The sequence below is a fragment of the Rhizobacter sp. OV335 genome (assembly GCF_900142965.1).
In the GTDB taxonomy this organism is placed as follows: Bacteria; Pseudomonadota; Gammaproteobacteria; order Burkholderiales; family Burkholderiaceae_C; genus Rhizobacter.
Map to the genome: position 1 here is coordinate 156,979 of NZ_FRCQ01000008.1, position 22,636 is coordinate 179,614.

Below are 22,636 nucleotides of genomic sequence, written 5' to 3' on the forward strand. Positions count from 1 at the left end.
CCGCTGCCTGACCGGCGACCTAGGGGGACGCCTGACAGCCTGTGTCAGCCCGATGAAACCCAGCTGTAACCACCGGTGCGGGCGCCAACAAATGCCGTGTTCTTGTGCGCAGACAGGCGTCAGGGTCCGAAACGACGGCTTCGTGCGACCGCCGGGGCGTCGAAAAGAAGGAGCACAGACAGACCTGTTCGAAAGCCTGCCCCATGTTCCTGCCCCGCACCTTCCTCGCTGCCTGCCTCGCCACCGTGGCCGGGCTGTCGCTCGCCGCCTTCGCACCGGCGGCATCGGCCGAGACCTGGGGCCTGCACATCGCGAGCAAGCACATCCCGGCCAAGCGCTACAACAACTCGAACCCCGGCGCGTACTACCGCAGCGACGAGAACTGGACGGTTGGCGCGTATCACAACTCGCTGCGCCGCAACAGCGTCTACGCCGGCTACACGCTGGAGCACGGTCGCTTCGGCGTAACGATGGGCGGCGTGACTGGCTACGACCACGCGGTGCAGCCGCTGTTCGTGCCGACGATGTCACTGTTCACGGTGCAAGGGGTGACGGCGCGCATCGCGTTCATCCCGCGCGTTGAAAAACGCATCGGCTCGCACGTGATCCACCTGATGCTGGAGTTCTGATCAGGGCACGCGCTCGGCGCTGTGCCACGGCGTCCAGATCAGCGCCGCCGCGAAGCTGACCGTGTTGCTGCGCTCGAACAGCGGGCTCGCGCGGTTGGCCGCGCCGCGATGGCTGTTGAACGAGCTGCCGAGGCTCAGCACCGTGTCGGTCGCGATGCGCCGTGACCACCAGGCGCGCAGCCCGCTGCCGAAGTAGCCGGACGTCGCGTCATAGGCCGACCGTTGCGCGGTCGCGTAGCGCGGATCCACCTGGTAGAAGTAGTCGTGCAGCGATTCGCTGGCCCAGGTGCTGACGACGCTCAACTGCACCTGGCTTTCGCTGTCGGGCCAGCCGCGGCGCTGCCAGCGCAGCTCGGGCTCGACGACGCTGCCATGGCGGTCGATGCCGCGCCCGTCGGTCGAGAACACCGCGCGTGCCTTCAGATGGGCGCTGATCTGTTGCCCGTCTTGCAGCGGCAGGCGCCAGCGCAGCTGCGGGCCGAGCTCGAACAGGTAGTCGAGGCCCGGCATGCCCTGCCGCGCATCGTTGTCGCGCGCATTGAACGCGACGGCGCCCGACAGGTCGAGCTCGAGGCGCCCGCCGGCGAACAGCCGGCTGCGCACGCCGTCTTCGTCGACGCGCAGGCGCTCGCCGCGGTAGACGAAGATCGGCACCGGTGCGATGCGCGAATGGCGCGTGCCGGCAGCGGGGTAGTCGGGGCCGTTGACGGCGACGCCGCCGACGCCGATCTCCCACAGCGGCTTGCCGCTCGGCGTGGCCTCGACCTTGGCGGGCGGGGCGTCGGCCTGCTGCGCATGGACGAGCGAGGTGGCGAAGAGCAGCGGAAGGACGAACGTGAGGACCCGCGGCAGCCGGCGCATCAGGGCGTCACGTCCAGGACCAGCGTGCTGCTGTCGGCGGCATGCCCGTCGTTGTCGATCGCCCGGGCATACACGCGCACCGTGCTGCGGCCGTCGGTCGGGCCGGTCAGCGTCCATTCATAGGGCGGGAAACTGTCGCCGCCGAGCAGCACCGAACTGAGGCCGTCGAGGCGGTAGAAGCGCACCTCGTCGATGCCGCTCCGGTCGCTGGCCGCCGCGGACAGCCGCACCGAGCCGCCGGCCTGCACCGACGACGCCGACGCGACCAGCTGCACGCTCGGCGGGCCGTCGTCATCGAAGCCGTTGCTCCATTCGACGTAGAAGCCGCCACCGCAGGCGGTGAGCAGCGCCGCACCGGCGAGCACGGCGGAAAGGTGGGCAGGTCGTCGCATCAGCGGATGCTACCCCGCTCACACGCTGGTCCACCACCGTTTCCCGGGCTGTGGCGCATCCAGCGCGAGGCGCTCGCCCATTTCAGGCGTGGCCAGCCGCACGCCATGCGTCGCGGCCAGGTCGAGGATGCGGTCGAAGGGCTCGTGCCACGGGTGCATCGCGAGGTCGAAGGTGCCGTTGTGAACCGGCATCAGCCAGCGCCCGCGCAGGTCGAGGTGGGCCTGCAGCGTCTCCTCGGGCTGCATGTGGACCTCGGGCCACTGCTTGTCATAGGCGCCGGTCTCGAGCAGCGTCACGTCGAACGGGCCCAGGCGGTCGCCGATGGTCTTGAAGTCGGCGTGGTAGCCGGTGTCGCCGCTGAAGAACAGCCGCAGGTCGCCGGCGACGATCACCCACGAGGCCCACAGCGTGCTGTCGCCGTCGCGCAGGCTGCGGCCCGAGAAATGCTGCGCCGGCGTGGCCACCAACTGCACACCGTGCACGCTGGTCTGCTGCCACCAGTCGAGCTGGCGCACCTTCGAGGCGTCAATGCCCCAGGCGATCAGGCGGTCGCCGACGCCCAGCGGCGTGACGAACACCTCCACCTTCGGCGCGAGCTGCAGGATGGCGTCATGGTCGAGGTGGTCGAAGTGGTCGTGCGACAGGATCACGCCCTTGATCGGCGGCAGCGCGTCGATGTCGATCGGCGGTGCATGGAAGCGCTTCGGGCCGGCCCACTGCACCGGCGACGCGCGCTCGGAGAACACCGGGTCGGTGAGCCAGAACTCGCCGGCCAGCTTCAGCAGCAGCGTCGAATGGCCGAGCCGGAACAGACTCGCGTCGGGCGCCTCGGCGAGTGCCGCCGCGCTGAGCGCCTGCACCGGGATCGGTGCGCGCGGCACCGTGGTGTCGGGCTTGCTCGTCAGCACGCGCCACGCGATGCCGAGCGTCTTCAGGAAGCCGGGCGATTGCCGGGGCACGACGTTGCGGAACTTGCCGTCGCGGTGCTGCGGCGATGCGGTGTGGTCGGCCGGCGTGGTGCGGCGGGGGCAGAGGGTGGCGGAACTCATGGCGGGATCACTCCGGTGACGCAGAAAAAGGGCGGGCGCTCAGCGGCGCGCTGGCGAAGGAACGGGCGCGCGGCACACCAGCCGGATCGCGACGCGCATGCGCTCGCGGTAGTCGGCGGTGCTGCGGGCGTGGTGCTTGATGCCGTGCGACGCGGCCGACAGGTGCAGCGCCAGGTCCTTGGCGCTGACGCCGGCGTCTTTCCAGGCGGCGGCGACGCCACTCGACGTCAGCGCGCGCGACAGGTCGGCGACCATCGCCTGCTCCAGCTCGTCGAGCACCGGGCCGACCAGTTGCGTGGCCGTCGCGAACAGCTCGGCCAGGTGCTCCTGCGGCAGCTCGGTGCCATCGGCCTGCGACTTCAGCGCCATGAAGGCGACCAGCAGGCGCTCTTCGATCGGCAGCTCGTCGCGCGCCAGCGCCGCGCGCATCGTGGCGCGGCTCTGGCCGATCAGCTGCACGACCACGTCCTTGAACAGCGCCTCCTTGTTGGCGAAGTGCAGGTAGAGGCCCTGGCGCGACAGGTCGGCCGCACGCGCCAGGTCGTCCATCGAGGTCTTGCGGTAGCCGTAGCGCAGGAAGACGCCGGCCGCGGCCTGCAGGATGGCGTCGCGGCGGGCGGTGGTCGGCTCGACGGTGTCGGGTGGCATGGTGCAGGGCTCGAAGCCGGGCGGCTCCAAGCGGTTGATCAGTTGCATCAACTTTACACCATGTGCACATGGTGTCAAGTACGCTTCAGCTTCGCCAGCTCGTCCGCCACCAGCTTCACCACCAGCCGGTCCAGCGTCTGCACCGAGTACTGCTTCACGTCGTGCGTCGTCTGCGTGCCGGGTCCGCTGGCCGGGTCGGCGGCATCGCGGTAGGTCAGGAATACGAAGCGGCCGGCGGTGTACTGCGCCATCTGCCGGTAGATGTACTCGCCGACGGGGTCGAGCCCGCTCGCGCCGACCGCGAACAGCTTGATGCCCTTCGCGAGCGCGGCCTGCATGTCGGTGTCGTACTGCGGGCCGCCGTAGTCCAGGTGCGGCGGCGCATCGGCCACCAGCACCACCATGCGGGCCGCATCGCGCCGCCAGCTCAGGCCGTGCACCACCTCGTGCAGCGCCTCGTTCAGCGCCTCGGGCGTGTCGCCGCCGCCGTTCGCCCGCAACTGGCCGAGCACCTGCTGGAAGCCGCGCAGGTCGTCGGTGAAGTCCTGCGTGCGGGTCAGGAACGCATCGCCGCGGTCGCGGTAGGCCACCAGCCCCCAGCAGAGGTCAGGCTGCACCGGCAGCTGCGCGATCTGCTGCGCCATCGCCAGCATCGAGGTCTTCAGCTTCGCGATCTCGTCGCCCATCGAGCCGGTCGCGTCGACCATGAAGACGAGGTCGAGCCGCGGACGCTGCGCGACCACGGCCTGGCCGAGCCGCACCTGCACCGCGCTCGCCTGGCCGCGCTGCAGCAGCGCCCGGCCCTGCACGCCGTTCTTGCGCACCGCGATGCCGAGCGTCCGGTCCCCCTGCGCGCCTTGCGGCAGGAAGGCGCGCGGGTGCAGCCAGACCCGGCCGGCGGTGTCGGTCCGCGCCCACATCACCGGCTGCGCGAGGCCCGGGCGCTGGATCGCGACCTCGGCGTCGTGCACCGGATCGCCCTGCGCATCGGTCACCTCCAGCAGGTAGCGCTCGGCGATGTCGCGCTCGCGCACCGGCAGGCCGGCGTTGCGCTGCCGGTACGCGAGGTACTCGCCGAAGTCGGCGTTGTCGTCGACCATGCCGGCGGTGACGGTCTCGCGCACCGGGCGGGGCTTCGTCGGCTGCGGTGCAGGCGGTGCCGGCCAGGGCTCGGGTGCGAACGACGCGCTCGGCTCGGGCGCGGGTTTCGCGGCCGGTGCCGCCGGCGCCACGGCGCGCTCGCGCACCGAATCGGCCGCCGAGCCCGCGGCCATCGCCGGCTCGTCGCGGCGCTCGGGTGCGGCCTTCGATTCGGCCTTCAGCGACTCCCGCTCGATGCGGTCGGCGCGGCCCAGGCGCCGGTTGGCCTGCTGGCCCGCGCCGCCGGGCACCTCGCGCATCGCCGGCAGGCGGTGGCAGCTGGTCGCAGACGGCGGGCTGAACGCGGGCGGTGCATCGTCGAGCTGCGGCGGCGCGTCCTGCCAGACCGGCGGCCAGGGTTCGGCGGCCTGGGCGAGGTTGCCGTCCAGGCTGCCGGCGCAAGCGGCCAGCAGCAGCGAGGCGATCAGCACCGAAGTGAGCGTGCGGCGCGGGGTCTTCATTGTGTCCATGCGGGTCTCCAGGGTTGTCGGAACGTGACCCTGGCTGACACGCGGCAGCCGGCGCGATGGGGTGAAACCTTCGCGAATCTTTTTCGAGGCCCGTCGTTTCACCCCGTTGCGCACCGTCGCGCGTATCACCCGCTGTATCAGGCAGACTGCCATGCCATGCAACCCGGCCTCCCCACTGACACCGACACCAGCGACGACCACCTGATGAGTGCCTATGCGCGCGGCGATGCGGCCGCCTTCGAAGCCCTGTACACCCGCCACCAGGCCGGGCTGTACCGCTTCGTGCGCCGGCTGCTCGGCAGCGCGCTGTCGGCGCAGGCCGACGAGGTGTTCCAGGACACCTGGCTGCGCGTGGTCAACGCCCGCGCCAGCTGGCAGCCGCAGGGCGCGAGCTTCCGCACCTGGCTGTTCACGCTGGCGCACCACCGGGTGATCGACGTGTGGCGGCGCAGCGGCCGCGAGGTGTCGATCACGACCGACGACGACGAGGCGCCGTGGGAGCCCGACGCGGCGAACGGCGTGCCGTGGCAGCAGTGGCCGGCGCCGCAGGGCGAGGACATCGCGTTCTGGCGCCGCGCCGGCGAGCGCCTGCTGGCCTGCCTGGAGGAACTGCCGCTGCCGCAGCGCAGCGCCTTCCTGCTGCACCATGACGACGAGCTGCCGCTGGCCGAGGTGGCGCGTGCGCTCGAGGTCGGCTTCGAGACCGCGAAGACCCGGCTGCGCTATGCGATGAGCAAGCTGCGCAGTTGCATGGGGGCCTACCTCGCGCCGCTGAACGGCACGGAGGCTTCGCGATGAGCGACAAGGCCGACATCGAGCGCGATATCGAACGCGACAGCCACCTGCGGCAGGCGCTGCGCCATGCGCCGGACGCCGATGCGGCGGCGCCGGCGGCGTTGCGCGCGCTGATCCTGCACGAGGCGCAGGCCAAGGCGCGCGAGGGTCGTGCGGCCATTCCTGCCGCGGCACCGTCGCTGCCGTCGCGGCTGTGGCACTGGATCGGCAGCCCGCGCTTCGCCGGCGCGCTGGCCGGCGTGGTGGTGATCGGCTTCGCCGGCCTGCTGTGGCGCGAGCGCCCGCCGGAAGAAGCGCTGCCGCCGCGTGCCGCGGTGCAGGCGCCGACGGCGCCCGCTGCCGAGCCGGCATCCGATCCGTTGGAAAAGAAGAAAGAAGCTGCGGCATCGATGGCGGGCGCGGCCGTGCCCGCACCGGCCGCCGAGCCTGCGCCCCCGCCAGCACCGGCCCCGTCGGTGCGCAGCGAGAAGCCCAAGCCGCCGCCCACACCGCGGCAGGCTGAAGAGGCGCCGCGACGCGATGCCGTTGCCGATTCGCCCGGCATCGTGGCCGAGGAATCGACGTTGCAGATGCCACGACCGATGCCCGCGGCGCCGCCACCTGCGGCCGCGCCCGCCCCCGCGCCGCAGTCGCAGGGCGCGGCGGCCGGTGCGTTGAGCCAGCGCCGCCTGAACGAAAGCCGCGAGCGCAGCAGCGACACGGCTGACCCGAGCTCGCGGTTCGCGGCCGCGAAGGCCGTCTCGCCCAGCCAGGCTTCCGCGGCCGCGGAAGCGGCTGCGCCTGCGAGCCTGCAGGCCCATTTCGCGGCCAGCCCGGCCATCGCGCAACTGCGTCAGCAGATCGCCGGCGAAGCGACGCACTGGTACTGGCAACGCCCCGGCGGCCCGCAGCATCCGTTCGACAACACCATCAGCCAATGGCTCGGCCGCCTGGAGGCCGCGTCACGCGGGCGTTGGCAAAGCCTCGGCAACCTGCGCCCCGCGCCGGGCACCGAGCTGCAGCTGCTGCGCGATGGCGAGGTCACGCAGCGCCTGCAGCTGACCGACGACGCGTTGCTGTGGGAGCGCCGCGATGTGGGCGAGACGCTGCGTGCGCCGCTCGACGCGGCGACCCTCGCGGCACTGCGCCAGGCACTGGAGGCGGCGACGCCCTGACCATTTCCCGTTCGCCCTGAGCTTGTCGAAGGGTCGGGCTGAGCCTGTCGATGCCTTTGCTCGATGCGTGCAGACCCTTCGACAGGCTCAGGGCGAACGGGTGGGTGTGATGCGCAGGCTTCGACAGGCTCAGCCCGAACGGGTTTCCCTCAGCCCGAACGTGCCTCTTCAGCCCTGCGCGAGCCAGGCCGCCAGGCCTGCCGTGACACCATCCGCGAAGCGCTGGAACACCGGCTCGACAACGAAGCCCAGGTGCGGCGTCAGCAGCAGGTTCGGCGCGTCGCGCAGCGGATGGTCGGTCGCCAGCGGTTCGGCGTCGAACACGTCCAGCGCCGCGGCCCCCGGCCGGCCCTGCTTCAGCGCCGCCACCAGCGCATCGGTGTCGACCAGCGACGCACGCGAGGTGTTCACCAGCACGCTGTCCGACCGCATCGTCGCGAGCCGCTCGGCGTTGATCAGGTGCCGCGTCTCGGCCGTCGGCACCAGGTGCAGGCTGACCACCGCCGAGGTGGCCAGCAACTCTTCCAGCGGCAGCGAGCTCGCGCCATGCTGCAGCGCGCGCTGCTCGGTCATGTGCGGGCTCCAGGTGACGACGTCCATGCCGAAGGCCCGGCCGACGGCGGCCACGCGGCCGCCGATCTCGCCGAGGCCGATCAGCCCCAGCCGCTGGCCGTGCAGCACCGGCGCGAGCGGCTCGGCCACCTCGCTGCGCCAGCCGCCGGCGCGCAGCCGCGCGCTCGAGACCGCCACCTGCTTCACCGCACCGAGGATCAGCGCCCAGGTCAGCTCGCAGGTCGCGCTCTTCGACGGGCCCCATTCGGTGTGGTGCACCGGGATGCCGCGCGCCTGCAGCGCCTGCTGGTCGAGCGCGTTGTTGCGAGTGCCGGTGTAGGCCAGGAAGCGCAGCTTCGGCAACTGCGCCAGCAGCTCGGTGCCGAACGGCGTGCGGTCGCGCATCAGCACGATCGCGTCGGCGTCGCGCAATGCATCGAGCAACGCATCGCCGCGCAACGGCGCATGGTGGATCGTCACATCGGCGGCCGCGTCGATCGCGCGCCAGTCGCCGAGCCGACGGAAACTCCGTTCCCAGTCGTCGAGCGCGACGATGCGCGGCCTCGTCATGGCCGCGCCAGCGCCGCCAGCGCCTTCAGGTCGGCCGCGCCGCCGACCTGCCAGCAGGCGCGGATCAGCTCGCTCGTCTTCGCCGCGCCGAGCACCGCATCGGACAAGCCGTGGAACTTGGCCTCGAGCGCCGCATCGCTCATCGGCCGCTGCAGCGAGCCGATCGCGTGCTCGACGAACACGTGCACGCGGCGCCCGTCGCGCAGCACCGCGGTCACGTCGGCGCTGGCCTCGTCGATGCGGTCATCGACCGTGGCAACCACCTTGCGGCGCAGCGCCACCATGTCGGGACGCGTGACCACCGCATCCGAGAACTCCTCCTCCGCCGCATGCCCGAACACCAGGCCGGCCGCGCAGCCGTGGTACACGCTGAACTTGCCCTGCAGCCCGTCGGCCGGCTCCTTCTTGCCGGTCAGTTCGAGCACCAGCGAATGCACCTTCAGCTCGATGCGCTCGACGTCTTCCGCGCGCACGCCCTGCTCGCGCAGCTGCACGCAGGCGTCGATGCTCGGGTGGATCACGATGCCGCAGGCGAACGGCTTGTAGCTGTTGAACGAGATCTCGAAGCGCTCGCCCAGCTCGTCGGTCACCTCGTTCCAGGCGCACTTGGTCGACACCACCTGCGCGAAACCGCGCGGTGCCTCGATCGCCTTCGGGCTGCTGGTGAAGCCGTGGCGCGCGAGCAGCGCCGACATCAGCCCGGCACGCGCCGCCGCGCCCGGGTGGAACGGCTTGGTCATCGTGCCGAACTGCTCGCGCAGCCCGACCGGCTGCGACGCCGCGATGCCGAGCGCCATCGCCGTCTGCTGCACGTCCAGCCCGAGCAGCCGCGCGCAACCGGCGGCCGCGCCCAGCATGCCGGTGGTGCCGGTGATGTGCCAGCCGCGGTCGTAGTGCTCCGGATAGACGGTGTTGCCGAGGCGGCAGGCCACGTCGATGCCGATCACCAGCGCGTCGATCAGCGCGCGGCCGCTGGCCCCCTGGTGCTCGGCCAGCGCGAGCAACGCCGAGGCCACCGGCCCGGCCGGGTGGATGATGGTCTTCAGGTGCGTGTCGTCGAAGTCGAAGGTGTGCGAGGTGATGCCGTTGACCAGCGCGGCGCTCGCCATGTCGACGCGCTCGCCGCGGCCGAGCACGGTGGCCTGCGGGGCAGGCTGCAGCATGCTGACCGCCGCCAGCGCGGCGTCGGCCGCCTCGTGGCGGGCCGCGCCGACGGCGCAGCCGAGCCAGTTCAGGAAGGTGCGGTGCGCCTCGTGGTCGACCGCATCGCTCCAGCCGCGCGACGGGTGTTCGGCGACGAAGCGGGCGAGGATCTGCGTGATGGGCGGGGCGTTGTGGTCGGCGGCGACCTGGGTGTTGCGGGCCATGGCGGTCTCTTCAGTTGTCGAGTTGGATGTTGCGCGCCTTGGCCAGCTTGGCCCAGCGCGCGATGTCGTTGCGCATGTAGTCGCCAAACTGCGCCGGCGTCATCGGCGTCGGCTCGACCGCCTCGACGGCCAGCTTCTCGCGCAGGTCCGGCGCCTTCAGCACGGTCGCCAGCGTCTCGTTGAGCTGGCGCACGATAGTTTCCGGCATGCCGGCCGGGCCGACCACGCCGTACCACTGCATCGCATCGAAGCCCTTGAAGCCGGATTCCTCGAGCGTCGGCACGTCCTTGGCCTGCGGGTGGCGCTTGGTGCCGGTGACGGCCAGCGCGCGCACGCTGCCGCTGCGCAGGTGCGGCATCGCGGCGGCCAGGCCGGGGAACATCGCCTGCGTCTGCCCGCCGATCAGGTCGGTGAAGGCCGGTGCGATGCCGCGGTACGGCACGTGCACCATGAACGAATCCACCTGCTGCTTGAAGAGCTCCATCGTCAGGTGCGTCAGCGAACCCGGGCCAGCCGAGCCGTAGGCGACCTTGCCGGGGTTCTTCTTCAGGTAGTCGATGAACTCCTTCAGCGTCTTCACCGGCAGCTGGGCGTTGACCACCAGCACGTTGGGCGTGGCGCCGATCATGCCGATCGGCGTGAAGTCCTTGACCGCGTCGTACGGCAGCTTGCGCGTGGCCGGGCTGGTGCCGTGCGTGCCGACATAGCCCTGCATCAGCGTGTAGCCGTCGGGTGCCGCATGGGCAGTGGTTTGTCCGGCGATCACGCCGCCGCCGCCGCCCTGGTTGTCGACCACGATGGTCTGGCCGAGCAGCACGCCCCAGCGTTCGGTGACGGTGCGGCCGATCATGTCGCTGCCGCCGCCGGCGGCCACCGGCACGATGTAGCGCAGCGGCTTGTTCGGGAACCTGGACTGGGCCTGCGCGAAGGCGGGCAGCGCCGAAAGGGCTGCGGCGTGCAGCAGCGAACGTCGTTTCATCGTGTGTCTCCGGTCTGTTGTGGGGGGATCAGGCGCGCATGCGCGTCGGTGACGTGGGCACGGGCCAGTTGCTCGCAGGCGGCGGCATCGCCCTGGCGCAGCGCCTTCGCGATCTGCAGGTGCTCGGCGATCGAGATGCGCCGGCCGGCGTCGCCCGACAGGTTGCTCAGGCGCGCCACGTGCAGGCGCTGGATCACGCCGCGGTAGGCATCCAGCAACTGCCGGTTGCCGACCGCCTCGACGATGGCCCAGTGGAACTTCAGGTTCTCGGCGTAATAGGCCTGCGCGTCGCCGCTGTCGACCGAGGCGTTCATCACGCCGATCGCGGCCTCCAGCCGGCGCGCGAGCGGCTGGCGCCGCGCGGCCGGCAGTGCCGCGACGCGCGACGCGGCATAGCCGTCCTGCATCTCGCGCAGCTCGTACAGCTCGCGCACGTCGATCGCCTCGAGCTGGCGCACGAACACACCGGCGTTCTTGCGCGCGACCACCAGGCCGGAGCTTTCGAGCTCGCGCAGCGCCTCGCGCACCGGCACCCGCGAGACCTTCAGGCGGGCCGCGATGTCGGGCTCGTTGATGCGCTGGCCGGGCAGCAGCGCGCCATGCAGGATCAGCTCGAGCACGTCGTCGCGCACCAGCTTGGCGAGGGAGGTGTCGCGCACATCGTTGAGGCGATCGGCGGTGGCGGAAGCGGTCCAGGGCAGCATTCGTATATCGTATACGAAACGATCGGCGAGCCAGCGGGGTTTGTCAGCATCCCCCGTTCGGCGGAACCCCGCCCTGGGGCCGCGACACGCTGCGCCTTTATGATGTCCGGTTTCGTGCCTGCGATCCGATGCCCGCGCCTCGACCTCCCGCTCCTCCTGTTCCGGTGACCCCCAACGCGGCCACCCCCCCGGCCGACGCCTCGATCGAGCTGCAGCTGATCCGCGTCCGCGGCGCCCGCACGCACAACCTGAAGAACATCGACCTCGACATCCCGCGCAACAAGCTGGTGGTGATCACCGGGCTGAGCGGCTCGGGCAAGTCGAGCCTGGCGTTCGACACGCTGTATGCCGAGGGCCACCGCCGCTACGTCGAGAGCCTGAGCGCGTATGCGCGCCAGTTCCTGCAGCTGATGGACAAGCCCGACGTCGACGTGATCGAGGGCCTGAGCCCTGCCATCAGCATCGAGCAGAAGGCCACCAGCCACAACCCGCGCTCCACCGTCGGCACCGTCACCGAGATCCACGACTACCTGCGCCTGCTGTACGCGCGCGCCGGCACGCCGTTCTGCCCCGACCACCACGTGCCGCTGCAGGCGCAGAGCGTCAGCCAGATGGTCGACGCCGCGCTCGCGCTGCCCGAGGACACCCGGCTGATGGTGCTGGCGCCGGTGGTGCGCGACCGCAAGGGCGAGTTCACCGACCTGTTCGCCGAGATGCAGGCGCAGGGCTACATCCGCTTCCGCATCGACGGCCAGACGCACGAGGCCACCGAGCTGCCGAAGCTGAAGAAGGCCGAGAAGCACGACATCGACGTCGTGATCGACCGCGTGAAGGTGCAGCCCGACGCCGCCGCCAGCGGGCTGCGCCAGCGCCTGGCCGAGAGCTTCGAGGCCGCGCTGCGCATCGCGCAGGGCCGCGCCGTCGCGCTCGAGATGGACCACGGCCGCGAGCACCTGTTCTCCAGCAAGTTCGCCTGCCCGATCTGCAGCTACTCGCTGAGCGAGCTCGAGCCGCGGCTGTTCTCGTTCAACTCGCCGGTCGGTGCCTGCCCGAGCTGCGACGGGCTGGGGCTGGTCACCGCGTTCGACCCGGAACGCGTCGTCGCCTTCCCGTCGCTGAGCCTGGCCAGCGGCGCGGTGAAGGGCTGGGACCGCCGCAACGGCTACACCTTCTCGCTGCTCGAGAGCGTCGCGAAGCACTACAAGTTCGACATCGACGCGCCATTCGAGGAGCTGCCGAAGGAGGGCCAGCGGGTGCTGCTGTACGGCTCCGGCGACGAGGACATCGCCTTCGTCTACGAGAGCGAAGGCAGCGGCACCGGCAAGAGCCGCTCGCGCAGCGTCAAGCGCATGCACCCGTTCGAAGGGATCATCCCGACCTTCGAGCGGCGCTACAAGGAGACCGACTCGGCCGCGGTGCGCGAGGACCTGGCCCGCTACCAGGCCGCCCGCCCCTGCCCCGACTGCGAAGGCACGCGGCTGCGGCGCGAGGCGCGCAACGTGTTCCTGCAGGGCGAGGGCAGCGACGAGAAGGGCGAGCCGATCTTCCGCGTCGAGCACTTCACGCTGCGCGAGTGCCTGCACTACTTCGGCAGCCTGAAGCTGCGCGGCGCGAAGGCCGAGATCGCCGACAAGGTGGTGCGCGAGATCCGCTCGCGGCTGAAGTTCCTGAACGACGTCGGCCTGAACTACCTGAGCCTGGACCGCAGCGCCGACACGCTGTCGGGCGGCGAGGCGCAGCGCATCCGGCTGGCCAGCCAGATCGGCTCCGGCCTGACCGGCGTGATGTACGTGCTCGACGAGCCGAGCATCGGCCTGCACCAGCGCGACAACGACCGCCTGATCGGCACGCTGCGCCACCTGCGCGACATCGGCAACAGCGTGCTGGTGGTCGAGCACGACGAAGACGCGATCCGCGCCGCCGACCACGTGATCGACATGGGCCCGGGGGCCGGCGTGCACGGCGGGCACGTGATCGCCCAGGGCACGCCGGACGCGGTGGCGGCCAGCGCCGAATCGCTGACCGGCCGCTACCTGTCGCGCGTGCTGCGCATCGCGGTGCCGACGCAGCGCCACCGGGTGCAGGACACCGCCGAGCCGCAGTCGCTGCGCATCGTCAACGCGCGCGGCAACAACCTGAAGGGCGTCACCGTCGAGATCCCGGTCGGGCTGCTGACCTGCGTGACCGGCGTGTCCGGCTCGGGCAAGAGCACGCTGGTCAACGACACGCTGTATGCCGCGGTCGCGCGCAAGCTGTACGGCAGCCATGCCGAGCCGGAGGCGCACGACAGCATCGAGGGCCTGGACGTCTTCGACAAGGTCATCAACGTCGACCAGAGCCCGATCGGGCGCACGCCGCGCAGCAACCCGGCCACCTACACCGGCCTGTTCACGCCGATCCGCGAGCTGTTCGCCGAGATGAACACCGCCAAGGAGCGCGGCTACGGCGCCGGCCGCTTCAGCTTCAACGTGGCCGGCGGGCGCTGCGAGGCCTGCCAGGGCGACGGCGTGCTGAAGGTCGAGATGCACTTCCTGCCCGACGTCTACGTGCCCTGCGACGTGTGCCACGGCAAGCGCTACAACCGCGAGACGCTGGAGGTGCTCTACAAGGGCCGCAACATCACCGAGGTGCTGGAGATGACGGTGGAGGACGCGCATGCGTACTTCAACGCGGTGCCCAACATCGCGCGCAAGCTGCAGACGCTGCTCGACGTCGGCCTCGGCTACGTGCGGCTCGGCCAGAGCGCGACCACGCTGTCGGGCGGCGAGGCGCAGCGGGTCAAACTGGCGCTGGAGCTGTCCAAGCGCGACACCGGTCGCACGCTGTACATCCTCGACGAGCCGACCACCGGGCTGCACTTCGCCGACATCGACCTGCTGCTGCGGGTGCTGCACCAGCTGCGCGACGCCGGCAACACCATCGTCGTGATCGAGCACAACCTGGACGTCATCAAGACGGCCGACTGGCTGATCGACATGGGGCCCGAGGGCGGCGCCGGCGGCGGCATGGTGGTGGCGAGCGGCACGCCGGAAGACATAGCAGCAAACCCGGCGAGCTTCACCGGGCAGTACCTGAAGCCCCTGCTGGCCGAGTGACGGGAACACCCGCACGAACAGCGTCACCGGACGTGGCTAGACTGCAGCCCTTCGAGAGGAGCCTGCCGTGAGCCTGACTGTTGATTACTACCTGTCCCCGCACTCGCCGTACACCTACCTGGGCCACCAGCGCTTCTGCGAGATCGCGGCGGCCGCGGGCGCCAAGGTCAACGTGCTGCCGGTCGACCTGGGCGGCAAGGTGTTCCCGGTGTCGGGCGGCCTGCCCTTGTCGAAGCGCGCGCCGCAGCGCCAGGCCTACCGGCTGGTCGAACTGAAGCGCTTCAGCGCGTGGCTGAACCAGCCGATCAACCTGCAGCCGAAGTATTTCCCGGTCAACAGCGACGATGCGTCGCAGCTGATCATCGCGGTCGACATGAAGGACGGCACCGAGGCGGCGCTGCGCATCACGACGGCGGTGCTGCGGGCGGTGTGGGTGGAAGAGCGCAACATCGCCGACCTGGCGGTGCTGCAGGCTCTCGTGGCCGAGCAAGGCCTGCCGGCACAACGCATGGACGACGCGCACTCGCAGGCGGTGCACGAGCGCTATGAGCAGGATTCGGAGGCAGCGATTGCCGCCGGTGTGTTCGGCGCGCCGAGCTACGTGATCGACGGCGAGATCTTCTGGGGGCAGGACCGGCTGGATTTCGTGCAGCGGCGCCTGCAGCAAGGCTGATCTATCCGTTGTGAACGGCCGATCCGTCCGCGTCCGACGCATCGGTGACCCAACTACCCTGGATCAACTCCTCGACGTTCGGCTGCAGCAGCAGCGCGATCAGCGCCACCAGGAGGCCGACCGCCGTGACGACGGTGATGGTTGCAGCAATGAAGAAACTCATGGTGGCCTCCGATCGGTACGCCGCCGGCCTCGCGGCCGGCGTGCGCACCCGTCATCACATGTTGTACTTGGCCTTGGCGCTGTTCACGCAAGCCGTCTTGGCATCACCGGCCAGCGAATCGCACTTCTCGGCTTCGGCCTTGTAGGCCGCCGTCTTCTTGTCGTCAGTGGCTTCGGCATTGGCCTTCTTGGTGTCGCGCTCGGCCTTCGCATCGGCCTTGGCCTTGGTCTCGACGGCCTTGGCTTCCTTCACGCAGACGTCCTTCTCGTTGCCGGCCTTGTCGTCGCAACGCTCCTTCGCGACCTTGTAGTCGGCCTCGGCGATGTCTTCCTTCGCCTTGTACGTGGCCTTCGCGGTGCCCTTGTAGTCAGCTTCGGCCATCGCCTCGGTCTTCACGCGAGCCGCCTTCGCTTCGGCGACGCAGATGTCCTTGGCGTTGCCCGACAGGGATTCGCACTGCTTGTGCGCCGCTTCGTACGTCGATTTGGCCGAGGCCTTGGCCTGGTCGTAGGCGGTCTTGTCGGCGGCGAAGGCGCCGGTGCTGAACATCAGTGCGGCGACGGCGGCAGTGATACACGACAGCGATTGTTGCTTGGTCATATGGATATCTCCTCGAACGGAATGGCCTGAAGCCGGTGCGGCAAGCTTAGGCAGCGCCCCTCGGCTGGTCTGCCGGACAACTCAATTTGCGGGTGTGGGAGATGCCCTACAGCTGCGCACAAGGGCGCGTGACAAGCTGCCGCCGATGGCGGCGCCGCGGGTTCAAGCGGCTTGAGTGCCGCACGGCGCTGCTCGACAATGCCCGCCATGCACCCCCCATCGCCCGACCTGGAGCGCACGCGCCTGCTCGATTTCGCGCGCGCCTCGGGCGACTGGATGTGGGAGACCGATGCGCAGCTGCGCTACACCTGGGTCTCGGGTGCGTTCGAGGCGATCACCGGGGTGCCACCGCAGTCGATGATCGGCCGGCAGATCGCCGATTCGCCGCTGCTCGACGAGCTGGCGCACCCGCTGCCCGGCGGGCGCAGCTTCCACCAGTTGTTGAAGGAGCACCGGCCGATCACCCGCGTGCTGACCGACAAGCACACCGGCCGCGGCGTGCTGCAGATCTCGCGCAGCGCGGTGCCGGTGTTCGACGCGCAGGGGAAGTTCGCCGGCTACCGCGGCACCGCGCGCGATGTCTCGGCGCACATCGCCGCCGAGCGCCAGGCGCATGCGCAGGCCGAGCTGCTGCGCAAGCTGTCGTCGCAGGTGCCGGGCGTGATCTTCCAGTTCCAGCTGCACCCCGACGGCACCCTCAGCTATCCGTATGCGAGCGACGCCTCGCGCGAGCTGTTCGGCGTCGAGCCGCCGCGCGACGGCAACGGCGGCGACCCGACCGTGCCGTTCCGGCTGCTGCATCCCGACGACCAGCGCGGCTACCTCGACAGCATCGAGGCGTCGGCGCGCGCGCTGTCGCCGTGGCAGCGCAGCTACCGCATCGTGCGCGACGACGGCAGCGTGCGCTGGATGGAAACCCGCGCGATGCCCGAGCGGCTGGCCGACGGCTCGACGCTGTGGCACGGCTTCACCGCCGACACCACCGCGCAGAAGCAGGCCGAGATCGCGCTGCGCGGCAGCGAGGAGCGCTGGAGCATGGCCGCCGAGGCCGCGGGCATCGGCGTCGCGCAGTATTCGCTCGCGACCGGCGAGGTCAGCTTCGACCGGCGCGCCTGCGCGAACCACGGCCAGCCGTGGCCGCTGGCGCACCACACGCTGGCCGATTTCATCGCCGCGGTGCACCCCGACGACCGCGCCGCCACCGAGGCCGCGATCCAGCGCGCGCTGGCCACCGACGGCCGGTTGGAGACCCGCTACCGGCTGCTGCGCTCCGACGGCGTGCCGGCGATGCTGGAACTCTTCGCGCGCTGCACGCACGACACCGCCGGCCGGGTCGACGGCCTGGTCGGCACCTGCCGCGACATCACGCAGCAGGCGGCGCTGGAGCAGTTGCGCCGCGACAAGCAGGCCGCCGAGCAGGCGAACCGCGCGAAGAGCGAATTCCTGTCGCGCGTCAGCCATGAGCTGCGCACGCCGCTGAACGGCATCCTCGGCTTCGCGCAGCTGATGTCGCTGGACCGCCTGCACCCGCTCGCACCCGACCAGCGCCGCCGCATCGACAGCGTGATGCACGCCGGCCGCCACCTGCTCGAGCTGATCAACGACGTGCTGAACCTGGCGCGCATCGAGCAGGAAGACTTCTCGCTGAAGCCGGCGCCGGTCGACCTCGCCGCCGCGGTCGAGAGCTGCCTCGCGATGATCCAGCCGCTGGCCGACAACGCCGGCATCCGGCTGCTCGCGCCGCAGCGGCCCACCGGCTGCTGGGCGATGGCCGATGCGCGCGCGGTCGAGCAGGTGCTGCTGAACCTGCTGTCGAACGCGATCAAGTACAACCGCCCCGGCGGCACCGTGCAGCTGGCGTTGCAGTGCGACGGCGAGCGCGTGTCGGTGGCGGTGAGCGACCAGGGCGACGGGCTGACGACCGCGCAGCAACTGCAGCTGTTCCAGCCGTTCAACCGGCTCGGCGCCGAGCAGCGCCGCATCGAAGGCAGCGGCCTGGGGCTCGTGATCGCGCGCACGCTGGCAGCGGCGATGCAAGGCGAGCTGCTGTTGCGCAGCACGCCGGGCGAGGGCTCGACCTTCACGCTGCTGCTGCCGGCCGGCGATGCGGCGCAGGCGCCCGATGCCGCCACGCTGCCGGCCACGCCACCGGCGGCACCCGTTGCTGCGCAGAAGCACGTGCTCTACATCGAGGACGAGCCGCTGAACGTGATGCTGATGCAGGAGGTCTTCAAGGGCCGCCCGCAGTGGCGGCTGAGCGTCGCGAGCGATGGCGCCGGCGGCCTCGCGGCGGCGCGCGAGCAGGCGCCGGACCTGCTGCTGATCGACATGAACCTGCCGGACACCAGCGGCCTCGCGCTGATCCGCCGGCTGCGCGACGACGCGCGCACCGCCGGGCTGCGCTGCATCGCGCTGTCGGCCGACGCGATGCAGCCGCAGATCGATGCCGCGCTCGCCGCCGGCTTCGACGACTACTGGACCAAGCCGATCAACGTGGCGCGCGTGCTGGATGCCGTCGCGAAGGCGATGGAACAACCCGACGCCCCATGAAAAAAGCCGACGCAAGCGTCGGCTTTTTGAGGTGAACAGAACCTGATTACTTCAGGTGGCCGTTGATCAGCTTGGTCATCTCGAACATCGAGACCTGGGCCTTCTTGAAGATTTCCTTCAGCTTGGCGTCGGCGTTGATCATCGTGCGCTTGGCCTTGTCCTGCAGGTCGTTCTTCTTGATGTACTCCCACACCTTCTTGGTCACTTCCGTGCGCGGCAGCGGGTTGGCGCCAATCACGGCGGCCAGCGTCGGGCTCGGGGTCATGGCCTTCATGAAGGCAGCGTTCGGGGTGCGCTTCTTGGCCGGAGCGGCCTTCTTCGCAGCGGCCTTCTTGGCCGGCGCTGCCTTCTTGGCGGGAGCGGCCTTCTTGGCCGGCGCGGCTTTCTTCGCCGCTACTTTCTTCGCGGGTGCAGCCTTCTTGGCCGGTGCCGCTTTCTTTGCAGGAGCCGCTTTCCGAGCGGGCGGTTTCGCAGTTGCCATGTTGAATTTCTCCATCAATAACGTTGTTGATGTGCCCGGGTTGGGTGAGAGCCGCATGAGCTCTCGGTTCTCCAGGTCCACGTGCGGAGCGAATACTACTGCGAGAGTGCTGCATTGAGAAGCAGTTTTCATAGGTGAAACACGCATTCATGCGCCTTCGCGCCATGTTTTGTCGCCTGTGAGCCTCACCTGCGTGCTCTCGAGGTGTCGTAGCGGGCTGTTACCCGTGCGCATCGAGCGCTTCCGAGAATGCGTTTCGACGGTGCCGCATGGTGCGTTGCCGTCCTTGTCGAAGGAGACGAACGATGGGCAAGAAGATCCTGATGCTGGTCGGCGACTACGCCGAGGACTACGAGACCATGGTGCCGTTCCAGGCGCTGCAGATGGTCGGCCACACGGTGCATGCGGCCTGTCCGGACAAGAAGGCCGGCGATTTCGTGATGACCGCGGTGCACGATTTCGAAGGCCAGCAGACCTACTCCGAGAAGCCCGGCCACCGCTTCACGCTGAACGCGACGTTCGCGTCGGTGAAGGGCGAGGACTACGACGCGCTGCTGATCCCCGGTGGCCGCGCGCCGGAATACCTGCGCATGAACCAGCAGGTGATCGCGCTGGTGCAGCACTTCTCGCGCGCCGACAAGCCGATCGCCGCGGTGTGTCACGGCGCGCAGCTGCTCGCGGCGGCCGGCGTGATCCGCGGCAAGCGCGTGTCCGCCTACCCGGCCTGCGCGGCCGAGGTGGAGCTGGCCGGCGCGAGCTACGCGGCGATCGAGGTCGACCAGGCGGTGACCGACGGCAAGCTCGTCACCGCACCGGCCTGGCCGGCGCATGCGGCCTGGCTGGCGCAGTTCCTCACGGTGCTCGGCACGCGCATCCAGCACTGAAGAAACCCCTCGTTGCAGCGGGCCGGGGATCGTCCGAAGATGACGCCCCGCTCCGCCGCATCGAGGAACACGACCATGTGCGAAGTCTTCATCCGCGCCGATCCGTCGTCCTATGAATCGCGCACGCGCTCGGTTCGCCTGCATGGCGTCGTGACCAGCATCCGGCTCGAGAACCTGCACTGGGAGGTGCTGACGGAGATCGGCGCGCGCGACGGCATGAGCGTCACGCACCTGCTGGAGCGGCTCTACGACGAGCTCGTCGAGGCGCGCGGCGAGGTCGGCAACTTCGCGTCGTTCCTGCGCGTCAGCGCGCTGCGCTACATGGCGCTGCAGGCACACCAGCGGATTCCGGTCGACAACAGCGTGCCGATCCGCTCGCTCGATGCGCGGGAAGTCCTGGATCGGCTGCCGCCGAGTTGGGCCACACCGTCTCGCAGCTCCGGTGACAAGCCGGGCTACGAACTGCACGCTCAATAAACGTCGCGGCGGTAGCGGCCGGCGTCGGCCAGCGCGGCGAGCTGGTCGGCGCCGAGCACCTGCGCGAGCGCCTCGTCGACGCCGGCGGCCATGCCCTCGAGGCTGCCGCAGACGTAGATCGCCGCGCCATCGGCCACCCATGCGCGCAAGCGCTCGGCTTCTTCCAGCACCCGGTGCTGCACGTAGCGCCGCGCCGGCTGGTCGCGCGAGAACACGCGGTCGACCAGCGCGAGCACGCCGTCGGCCTGCCAGCGGTCGGTGTCGGCAGCGTAATGCGCGTCATGCGCGGCCTGGCGCTCGCCGAACAGCAACCAGCAGGCGTCGGGTGCCCGAGCTTCCGCGCGGGCCGCCAGGTGGCTTCTGAGGCCGGCCAGACCGGTGCCGTTGCCGATCAGCACCAGCGGACGCGCCGCGTTGTCGCCGATGCGGAAACTGCCGTGCGCGCGCAGCCTCAGCGGCACGCGCTCGCCCACGGGCAGGTGTGTCGTCAACCAGCCCGACGCGACGCCCAGGCCGCCATCCGGATGCCGCTCCTGCCGCACCATCAGGTGCAGCCGGCCGGCCGACGGCACCGACGCGATCGTGTATTCGCGCGGGCGCTGCGGGTCGCCGGGCGCCTGCACCTGCACCAGGTCGCCGGCCTGCCAGTCGGGCAGCGGCGTGTCGTCGGCCGGTTCGAGTTCGAGGTGGCATACCGGCGCGGCGCTGCTGCCGTCGTTCAGCACGCGCCGCTCGACCAGGCGCCAGTCGTCGAAGCCAGGCGCCTGCCAGTCGGGCACGTCGATGGTGCCGGCGAGGTGGGCGACCTGCTGCTGCCACTGCTTCAAGGCCGCCGCATCCTCGTTGTCGAGCTCGATGCGCGCGAACAGCGGCGTCGCGCCCTGCGCCTGCAGCCAGGCGTCGAGCCGGCGGCCGAAGCCGCAGAACTGCGCGTAGCTGCGGTCGCCGAGCGCCAGCACCGCGTGGTGCAGGCGCGGCAGCGGCGCACCGCCATCGGCCATGTGACGCGCGAACGCGGAGGCTGGATCGGGCGCGTCGCCCTCGCCGTAGGTGCTGACGATGAACAGCGCGCGCTCGGTGCGCGCCAGCTCGTCGGGCCGCAGCTCGCCGAGCGGCAGCAGCCGCACCGGCACGCCGGCGGTGTGCAGCAGGCGCGCGGTCTGCCACGCGAGCTGCTCGGCGAAGCCGGTCTGGCTGGCGAAGGCGACCAGCACCGGCGAGGCCTGCGCATCGGCGTGGTCGAGCGCGGCGGCATCGCGCGAGGCGGCGGTGCGGCGGCGCCGTTCGCGCCAGGTGATGAAGGCGCAGAACGCGAGGTAGGCGAGCGCGACGGCGCCTGCCGCCAGCAGACGTGCCGACGGCGTCATTCGAGCGCCGCGAAGGCCGGCGTGACGTGGTCGTCGAGCCCGCCGTCGGCGCAGCGCGTGACGAACAAGGCCGCGATGCCGCGCTGCGCGGCCCACGGCAGGCCGGCTTGCGGCCCCATCACCGTCAACGCGGTCGACAGCGCATCGGCCCGCATGCAGGACGCGTCGAGCACCGTCACGACCGCCACGCCGTGCGTGATCGGCCGACCGGTGCGCGGGTCGATCGTGTGTGGATAGTGGCGGTCGTCGCGAGCGAAGAAGCGCCGGTGATCGCCCGAGGTCGCGACGCTCAGGCCGTGCAGCGCGATGCGCGTCGGCACCGGATCCACATCGACCTGCCACGCACCGTCGTGCCAGCGCGGCACCGGCTCCAGTGCCACCCACCACGGCTGCCCGTCGGGCTTCACGCCCTCGCCGCGCAGCTCGCCGCCGACCTCGACCAGCACGTCGTCGAGTCCGAACGAGCGCGCGAGCCGCTGCACGACGCGGTCGACCGCATAGCCCTTGGCGATCGCCGACAGGTCCAGCCGCAAGCCGCCCGGTTGCCGCACGCCCTGCGGGCCGGTCTCCAGCCGCTGCCAACCGCTGACGGCGCACGCGGCCTGCACTGCCGCGTCGTCGGGCGATGCGAAGCCGGGCTCGTCATGGCGCTGCCGCGGCCCGAAGCCCCACGCATCGACCAGCGCGCCGGCGCACGGGTCGTAGGCACCGTCGCTGTCGCGCGCCACCTGCAGCCCACAGGCCAGCACCTCGGCAAAGGCCGCGGGCAGCGCATGCCAGCTGCCTGCGGGTGCGTGATTGAAGCGGCTGATGTCCGAACCGGGCTCCCACGGGCTCATCTGCGCGACGACGAGGTCCAGTTCCTGCTGGATCGCCTGCGCCACCGGTGCGAGGGCGAGCGCGCGCGGACCGGCCACGCGCACCGACCAGCTCGTGCCCATCGTCGCACCCTGCAGCGCGTGCACCTGCGCGCCGAGCGCCGGCGCGCGGGTCGCGATGCGCTGCGGGACCAGCACCCGCGCCGTCTGCATCGCC

The 22,636-nt window shown here is 70.7% G+C and carries 22 protein-coding genes; 8 read left to right on the forward strand and 14 right to left on the reverse strand.

What is annotated here, in order from left to right:
• Nucleotides 1-203 precede the first annotated feature (203 nt).
• The gene (locus BUE42_RS11095; RefSeq protein WP_073465160.1) at nucleotides 204-629 is read left to right on the forward strand and encodes a hypothetical protein; all 426 of its coding nucleotides are present in this window, start codon (nucleotides 204-206) and stop codon (nucleotides 627-629) included.
• Here BUE42_RS11095 and BUE42_RS11100 read toward each other — a convergent pair whose 3' ends face one another.
• Genes BUE42_RS11100 through BUE42_RS11120 form a run of 5 tightly spaced genes read right to left on the reverse strand, consistent with a single transcriptional unit; the run spans nucleotide 630 to nucleotide 5,190 of the window.
• Entirely contained in the window at nucleotides 630-1,490 is an 861-nt protein-coding gene (locus BUE42_RS11100; RefSeq protein ID WP_073465161.1) for a MipA/OmpV family protein, read from the reverse strand.
• Complete coding sequence (locus BUE42_RS32125; protein ID WP_143171430.1) at nucleotides 1,490-1,882, reverse strand: Ig-like domain-containing protein; 393 nt, start codon at nucleotides 1,880-1,882, stop codon at nucleotides 1,490-1,492. Before BUE42_RS32125 ends, BUE42_RS11100 begins: the two co-directional genes overlap by 1 nt.
• Nucleotides 1,883-1,900: 18 nt before the next feature.
• Nucleotides 1,901-2,932: an MBL fold metallo-hydrolase gene (locus tag BUE42_RS11110; protein ID WP_073465163.1), complete on the reverse strand. Its 1,032-nt coding sequence runs from the start codon at nucleotides 2,930-2,932 to the stop codon at nucleotides 1,901-1,903.
• Between the two features lie 39 nt (nucleotides 2,933-2,971).
• Nucleotides 2,972-3,628, reverse strand: a complete 657-nt coding sequence (locus tag BUE42_RS11115; protein ID WP_073465164.1) for a TetR/AcrR family transcriptional regulator — start codon at nucleotides 3,626-3,628, stop codon at nucleotides 2,972-2,974.
• A gap of 26 nt (nucleotides 3,629-3,654) precedes the next feature.
• Nucleotides 3,655-5,190: a vWA domain-containing protein gene (locus BUE42_RS11120; RefSeq protein ID WP_159445403.1), complete on the reverse strand. Its 1,536-nt coding sequence runs from the start codon at nucleotides 5,188-5,190 to the stop codon at nucleotides 3,655-3,657.
• A gap of 156 nt (nucleotides 5,191-5,346) precedes the next feature.
• On the opposite strand from BUE42_RS11120, the gene BUE42_RS11125 reads away from it, so the two are divergent.
• The gene (locus BUE42_RS11125; protein WP_073465166.1) at nucleotides 5,347-5,988 is read left to right on the forward strand and encodes a sigma-70 family RNA polymerase sigma factor; all 642 of its coding nucleotides are present in this window, start codon (nucleotides 5,347-5,349) and stop codon (nucleotides 5,986-5,988) included.
• The gene (locus tag BUE42_RS11130; RefSeq protein ID WP_073465167.1) at nucleotides 5,985-7,139 is read left to right on the forward strand and encodes a hypothetical protein; all 1,155 of its coding nucleotides are present in this window, start codon (nucleotides 5,985-5,987) and stop codon (nucleotides 7,137-7,139) included. The genes BUE42_RS11125 and BUE42_RS11130 overlap by 4 nt, the downstream gene beginning before the upstream one ends.
• A 168-nt stretch (nucleotides 7,140-7,307) precedes the next feature.
• Here BUE42_RS11130 and BUE42_RS11135 read toward each other — a convergent pair whose 3' ends face one another.
• Genes BUE42_RS11135 through BUE42_RS11150 form a run of 4 tightly spaced genes read right to left on the reverse strand, consistent with a single transcriptional unit; the run spans nucleotide 7,308 to nucleotide 11,311 of the window.
• Entirely contained in the window at nucleotides 7,308-8,261 is a 954-nt protein-coding gene (locus tag BUE42_RS11135; RefSeq protein ID WP_073465168.1) for a D-2-hydroxyacid dehydrogenase family protein, read from the reverse strand.
• Entirely contained in the window at nucleotides 8,258-9,628 is a 1,371-nt protein-coding gene (locus BUE42_RS11140; protein ID WP_073465169.1) for an MmgE/PrpD family protein, read from the reverse strand. The genes BUE42_RS11135 and BUE42_RS11140 overlap by 4 nt, the downstream gene beginning before the upstream one ends.
• A gap of 10 nt (nucleotides 9,629-9,638) precedes the next feature.
• Nucleotides 9,639-10,607: a Bug family tripartite tricarboxylate transporter substrate binding protein gene (locus tag BUE42_RS11145; protein ID WP_073465170.1), complete on the reverse strand. Its 969-nt coding sequence runs from the start codon at nucleotides 10,605-10,607 to the stop codon at nucleotides 9,639-9,641.
• Nucleotides 10,604-11,311 carry a GntR family transcriptional regulator gene (locus tag BUE42_RS11150; RefSeq protein WP_073465171.1) on the reverse strand — a complete coding sequence of 236 codons (708 nt, stop codon included), beginning with the start codon at nucleotides 11,309-11,311 and terminating at the stop codon, nucleotides 10,604-10,606. Before BUE42_RS11150 ends, BUE42_RS11145 begins: the two co-directional genes overlap by 4 nt.
• Nucleotides 11,312-11,439: 128 nt before the next feature.
• Between BUE42_RS11150 and uvrA the strand changes: the two genes are divergently transcribed.
• Both uvrA and BUE42_RS11160 read left to right on the forward strand, forming a co-directional pair.
• Nucleotides 11,440-14,406: an excinuclease ABC subunit UvrA gene (gene uvrA / locus BUE42_RS11155; protein ID WP_200798941.1), complete on the forward strand. Its 2,967-nt coding sequence runs from the start codon at nucleotides 11,440-11,442 to the stop codon at nucleotides 14,404-14,406.
• A gap of 67 nt (nucleotides 14,407-14,473) precedes the next feature.
• Complete coding sequence (locus tag BUE42_RS11160) at nucleotides 14,474-15,079, forward strand: 2-hydroxychromene-2-carboxylate isomerase (RefSeq protein WP_073465172.1); 606 nt, start codon at nucleotides 14,474-14,476, stop codon at nucleotides 15,077-15,079.
• A 1-nt stretch (nucleotide 15,080) separates the two neighbouring features.
• On the opposite strand, the gene BUE42_RS32990 is transcribed toward BUE42_RS11160, so the two are convergent.
• Complete coding sequence (locus BUE42_RS32990) at nucleotides 15,081-15,242, reverse strand: hypothetical protein (protein ID WP_159445404.1); 162 nt, start codon at nucleotides 15,240-15,242, stop codon at nucleotides 15,081-15,083.
• 54 nt (nucleotides 15,243-15,296) lie between these two features.
• Nucleotides 15,297-15,842: a hypothetical protein gene (locus BUE42_RS11170; protein WP_073465174.1), complete on the reverse strand. Its 546-nt coding sequence runs from the start codon at nucleotides 15,840-15,842 to the stop codon at nucleotides 15,297-15,299.
• Between the two features lie 207 nt (nucleotides 15,843-16,049).
• Between BUE42_RS11170 and BUE42_RS11175 the strand changes: the two genes are divergently transcribed.
• The gene (locus tag BUE42_RS11175) at nucleotides 16,050-18,392 is read left to right on the forward strand and encodes a PAS domain-containing protein (protein WP_159445405.1); all 2,343 of its coding nucleotides are present in this window, start codon (nucleotides 16,050-16,052) and stop codon (nucleotides 18,390-18,392) included.
• 46 nt (nucleotides 18,393-18,438) lie between these two features.
• Here BUE42_RS11175 and BUE42_RS11180 read toward each other — a convergent pair whose 3' ends face one another.
• Nucleotides 18,439-18,873, reverse strand: a complete 435-nt coding sequence (locus tag BUE42_RS11180; protein WP_073465225.1) for an SWIB/MDM2 domain-containing protein — start codon at nucleotides 18,871-18,873, stop codon at nucleotides 18,439-18,441.
• Nucleotides 18,874-19,178: 305 nt separating this feature from the next.
• Between BUE42_RS11180 and BUE42_RS11185 the strand changes: the two genes are divergently transcribed.
• Both BUE42_RS11185 and BUE42_RS11190 read left to right on the forward strand, forming a co-directional pair.
• Nucleotides 19,179-19,757 carry a DJ-1/PfpI family protein gene (locus BUE42_RS11185; protein WP_073465176.1) on the forward strand — a complete coding sequence of 193 codons (579 nt, stop codon included), beginning with the start codon at nucleotides 19,179-19,181 and terminating at the stop codon, nucleotides 19,755-19,757.
• Nucleotides 19,758-19,832: 75 nt separating this feature from the next.
• Nucleotides 19,833-20,234, forward strand: a complete 402-nt coding sequence (locus BUE42_RS11190; RefSeq protein WP_073465177.1) for a ribbon-helix-helix domain-containing protein — start codon at nucleotides 19,833-19,835, stop codon at nucleotides 20,232-20,234.
• Here BUE42_RS11190 and BUE42_RS11195 read toward each other — a convergent pair.
• The gene (locus BUE42_RS11195) at nucleotides 20,228-21,601 is read right to left on the reverse strand and encodes a sulfite reductase subunit alpha (protein WP_073465178.1); all 1,374 of its coding nucleotides are present in this window, start codon (nucleotides 21,599-21,601) and stop codon (nucleotides 20,228-20,230) included. The genes BUE42_RS11190 and BUE42_RS11195 overlap by 7 nt on opposite strands.
• A complete protein-coding gene (locus BUE42_RS11200; RefSeq protein ID WP_073465179.1) occupies nucleotides 21,598-22,632 on the reverse strand; it encodes an FAD:protein FMN transferase in 1,035 nt (344 codons plus the stop codon). Before BUE42_RS11200 ends, BUE42_RS11195 begins: the two co-directional genes overlap by 4 nt.
• Nucleotides 22,633-22,636 lie beyond the last annotated feature (4 nt).

Coding starts and splice junctions, on each gene's coding strand:
- BUE42_RS11095 (WP_073465160.1), top strand. CDS start 204: ATGTTCCTGCCCCGCACCTTCCTCGCTGCCTGCCTCGCCACCGTGGCC.
- BUE42_RS11100 (WP_073465161.1), bottom strand. CDS start 1,490: ATGCGCCGGCTGCCGCGGGTCCTCACGTTCGTCCTTCCGCTGCTCTTC.
- BUE42_RS32125 (WP_143171430.1), bottom strand. CDS start 1,882: ATGCGACGACCTGCCCACCTTTCCGCCGTGCTCGCCGGTGCGGCGCTG.
- BUE42_RS11110 (WP_073465163.1), bottom strand. CDS start 2,932: ATGAGTTCCGCCACCCTCTGCCCCCGCCGCACCACGCCGGCCGACCAC.
- BUE42_RS11115 (WP_073465164.1), bottom strand. CDS start 3,628: ATGCAACTGATCAACCGCTTGGAGCCGCCCGGCTTCGAGCCCTGCACC.
- BUE42_RS11120 (WP_159445403.1), bottom strand. CDS start 5,190: ATGGACACAATGAAGACCCCGCGCCGCACGCTCACTTCGGTGCTGATC.
- BUE42_RS11125 (WP_073465166.1), top strand. CDS start 5,347: ATGCAACCCGGCCTCCCCACTGACACCGACACCAGCGACGACCACCTG.
- BUE42_RS11130 (WP_073465167.1), top strand. CDS start 5,985: ATGAGCGACAAGGCCGACATCGAGCGCGATATCGAACGCGACAGCCAC.
- BUE42_RS11135 (WP_073465168.1), bottom strand. CDS start 8,261: ATGACGAGGCCGCGCATCGTCGCGCTCGACGACTGGGAACGGAGTTTC.
- BUE42_RS11140 (WP_073465169.1), bottom strand. CDS start 9,628: ATGGCCCGCAACACCCAGGTCGCCGCCGACCACAACGCCCCGCCCATC.
- BUE42_RS11145 (WP_073465170.1), bottom strand. CDS start 10,607: ATGAAACGACGTTCGCTGCTGCACGCCGCAGCCCTTTCGGCGCTGCCC.
- BUE42_RS11150 (WP_073465171.1), bottom strand. CDS start 11,311: ATGCTGCCCTGGACCGCTTCCGCCACCGCCGATCGCCTCAACGATGTG.
- uvrA (WP_200798941.1), top strand. CDS start 11,440: ATGCCCGCGCCTCGACCTCCCGCTCCTCCTGTTCCGGTGACCCCCAAC.
- BUE42_RS32990 (WP_159445404.1), bottom strand. CDS start 15,242: ATGAGTTTCTTCATTGCTGCAACCATCACCGTCGTCACGGCGGTCGGC.
- BUE42_RS11170 (WP_073465174.1), bottom strand. CDS start 15,842: ATGACCAAGCAACAATCGCTGTCGTGTATCACTGCCGCCGTCGCCGCA.
- BUE42_RS11175 (WP_159445405.1), top strand. CDS start 16,050: ATGCACCCCCCATCGCCCGACCTGGAGCGCACGCGCCTGCTCGATTTC.
- BUE42_RS11180 (WP_073465225.1), bottom strand. CDS start 18,873: ATGGCAACTGCGAAACCGCCCGCTCGGAAAGCGGCTCCTGCAAAGAAA.
- BUE42_RS11185 (WP_073465176.1), top strand. CDS start 19,179: ATGGGCAAGAAGATCCTGATGCTGGTCGGCGACTACGCCGAGGACTAC.
- BUE42_RS11190 (WP_073465177.1), top strand. CDS start 19,833: ATGTGCGAAGTCTTCATCCGCGCCGATCCGTCGTCCTATGAATCGCGC.
- BUE42_RS11195 (WP_073465178.1), bottom strand. CDS start 21,601: ATGACGCCGTCGGCACGTCTGCTGGCGGCAGGCGCCGTCGCGCTCGCC.
- BUE42_RS11200 (WP_073465179.1), bottom strand. CDS start 22,632: ATGCAGACGGCGCGGGTGCTGGTCCCGCAGCGCATCGCGACCCGCGCG.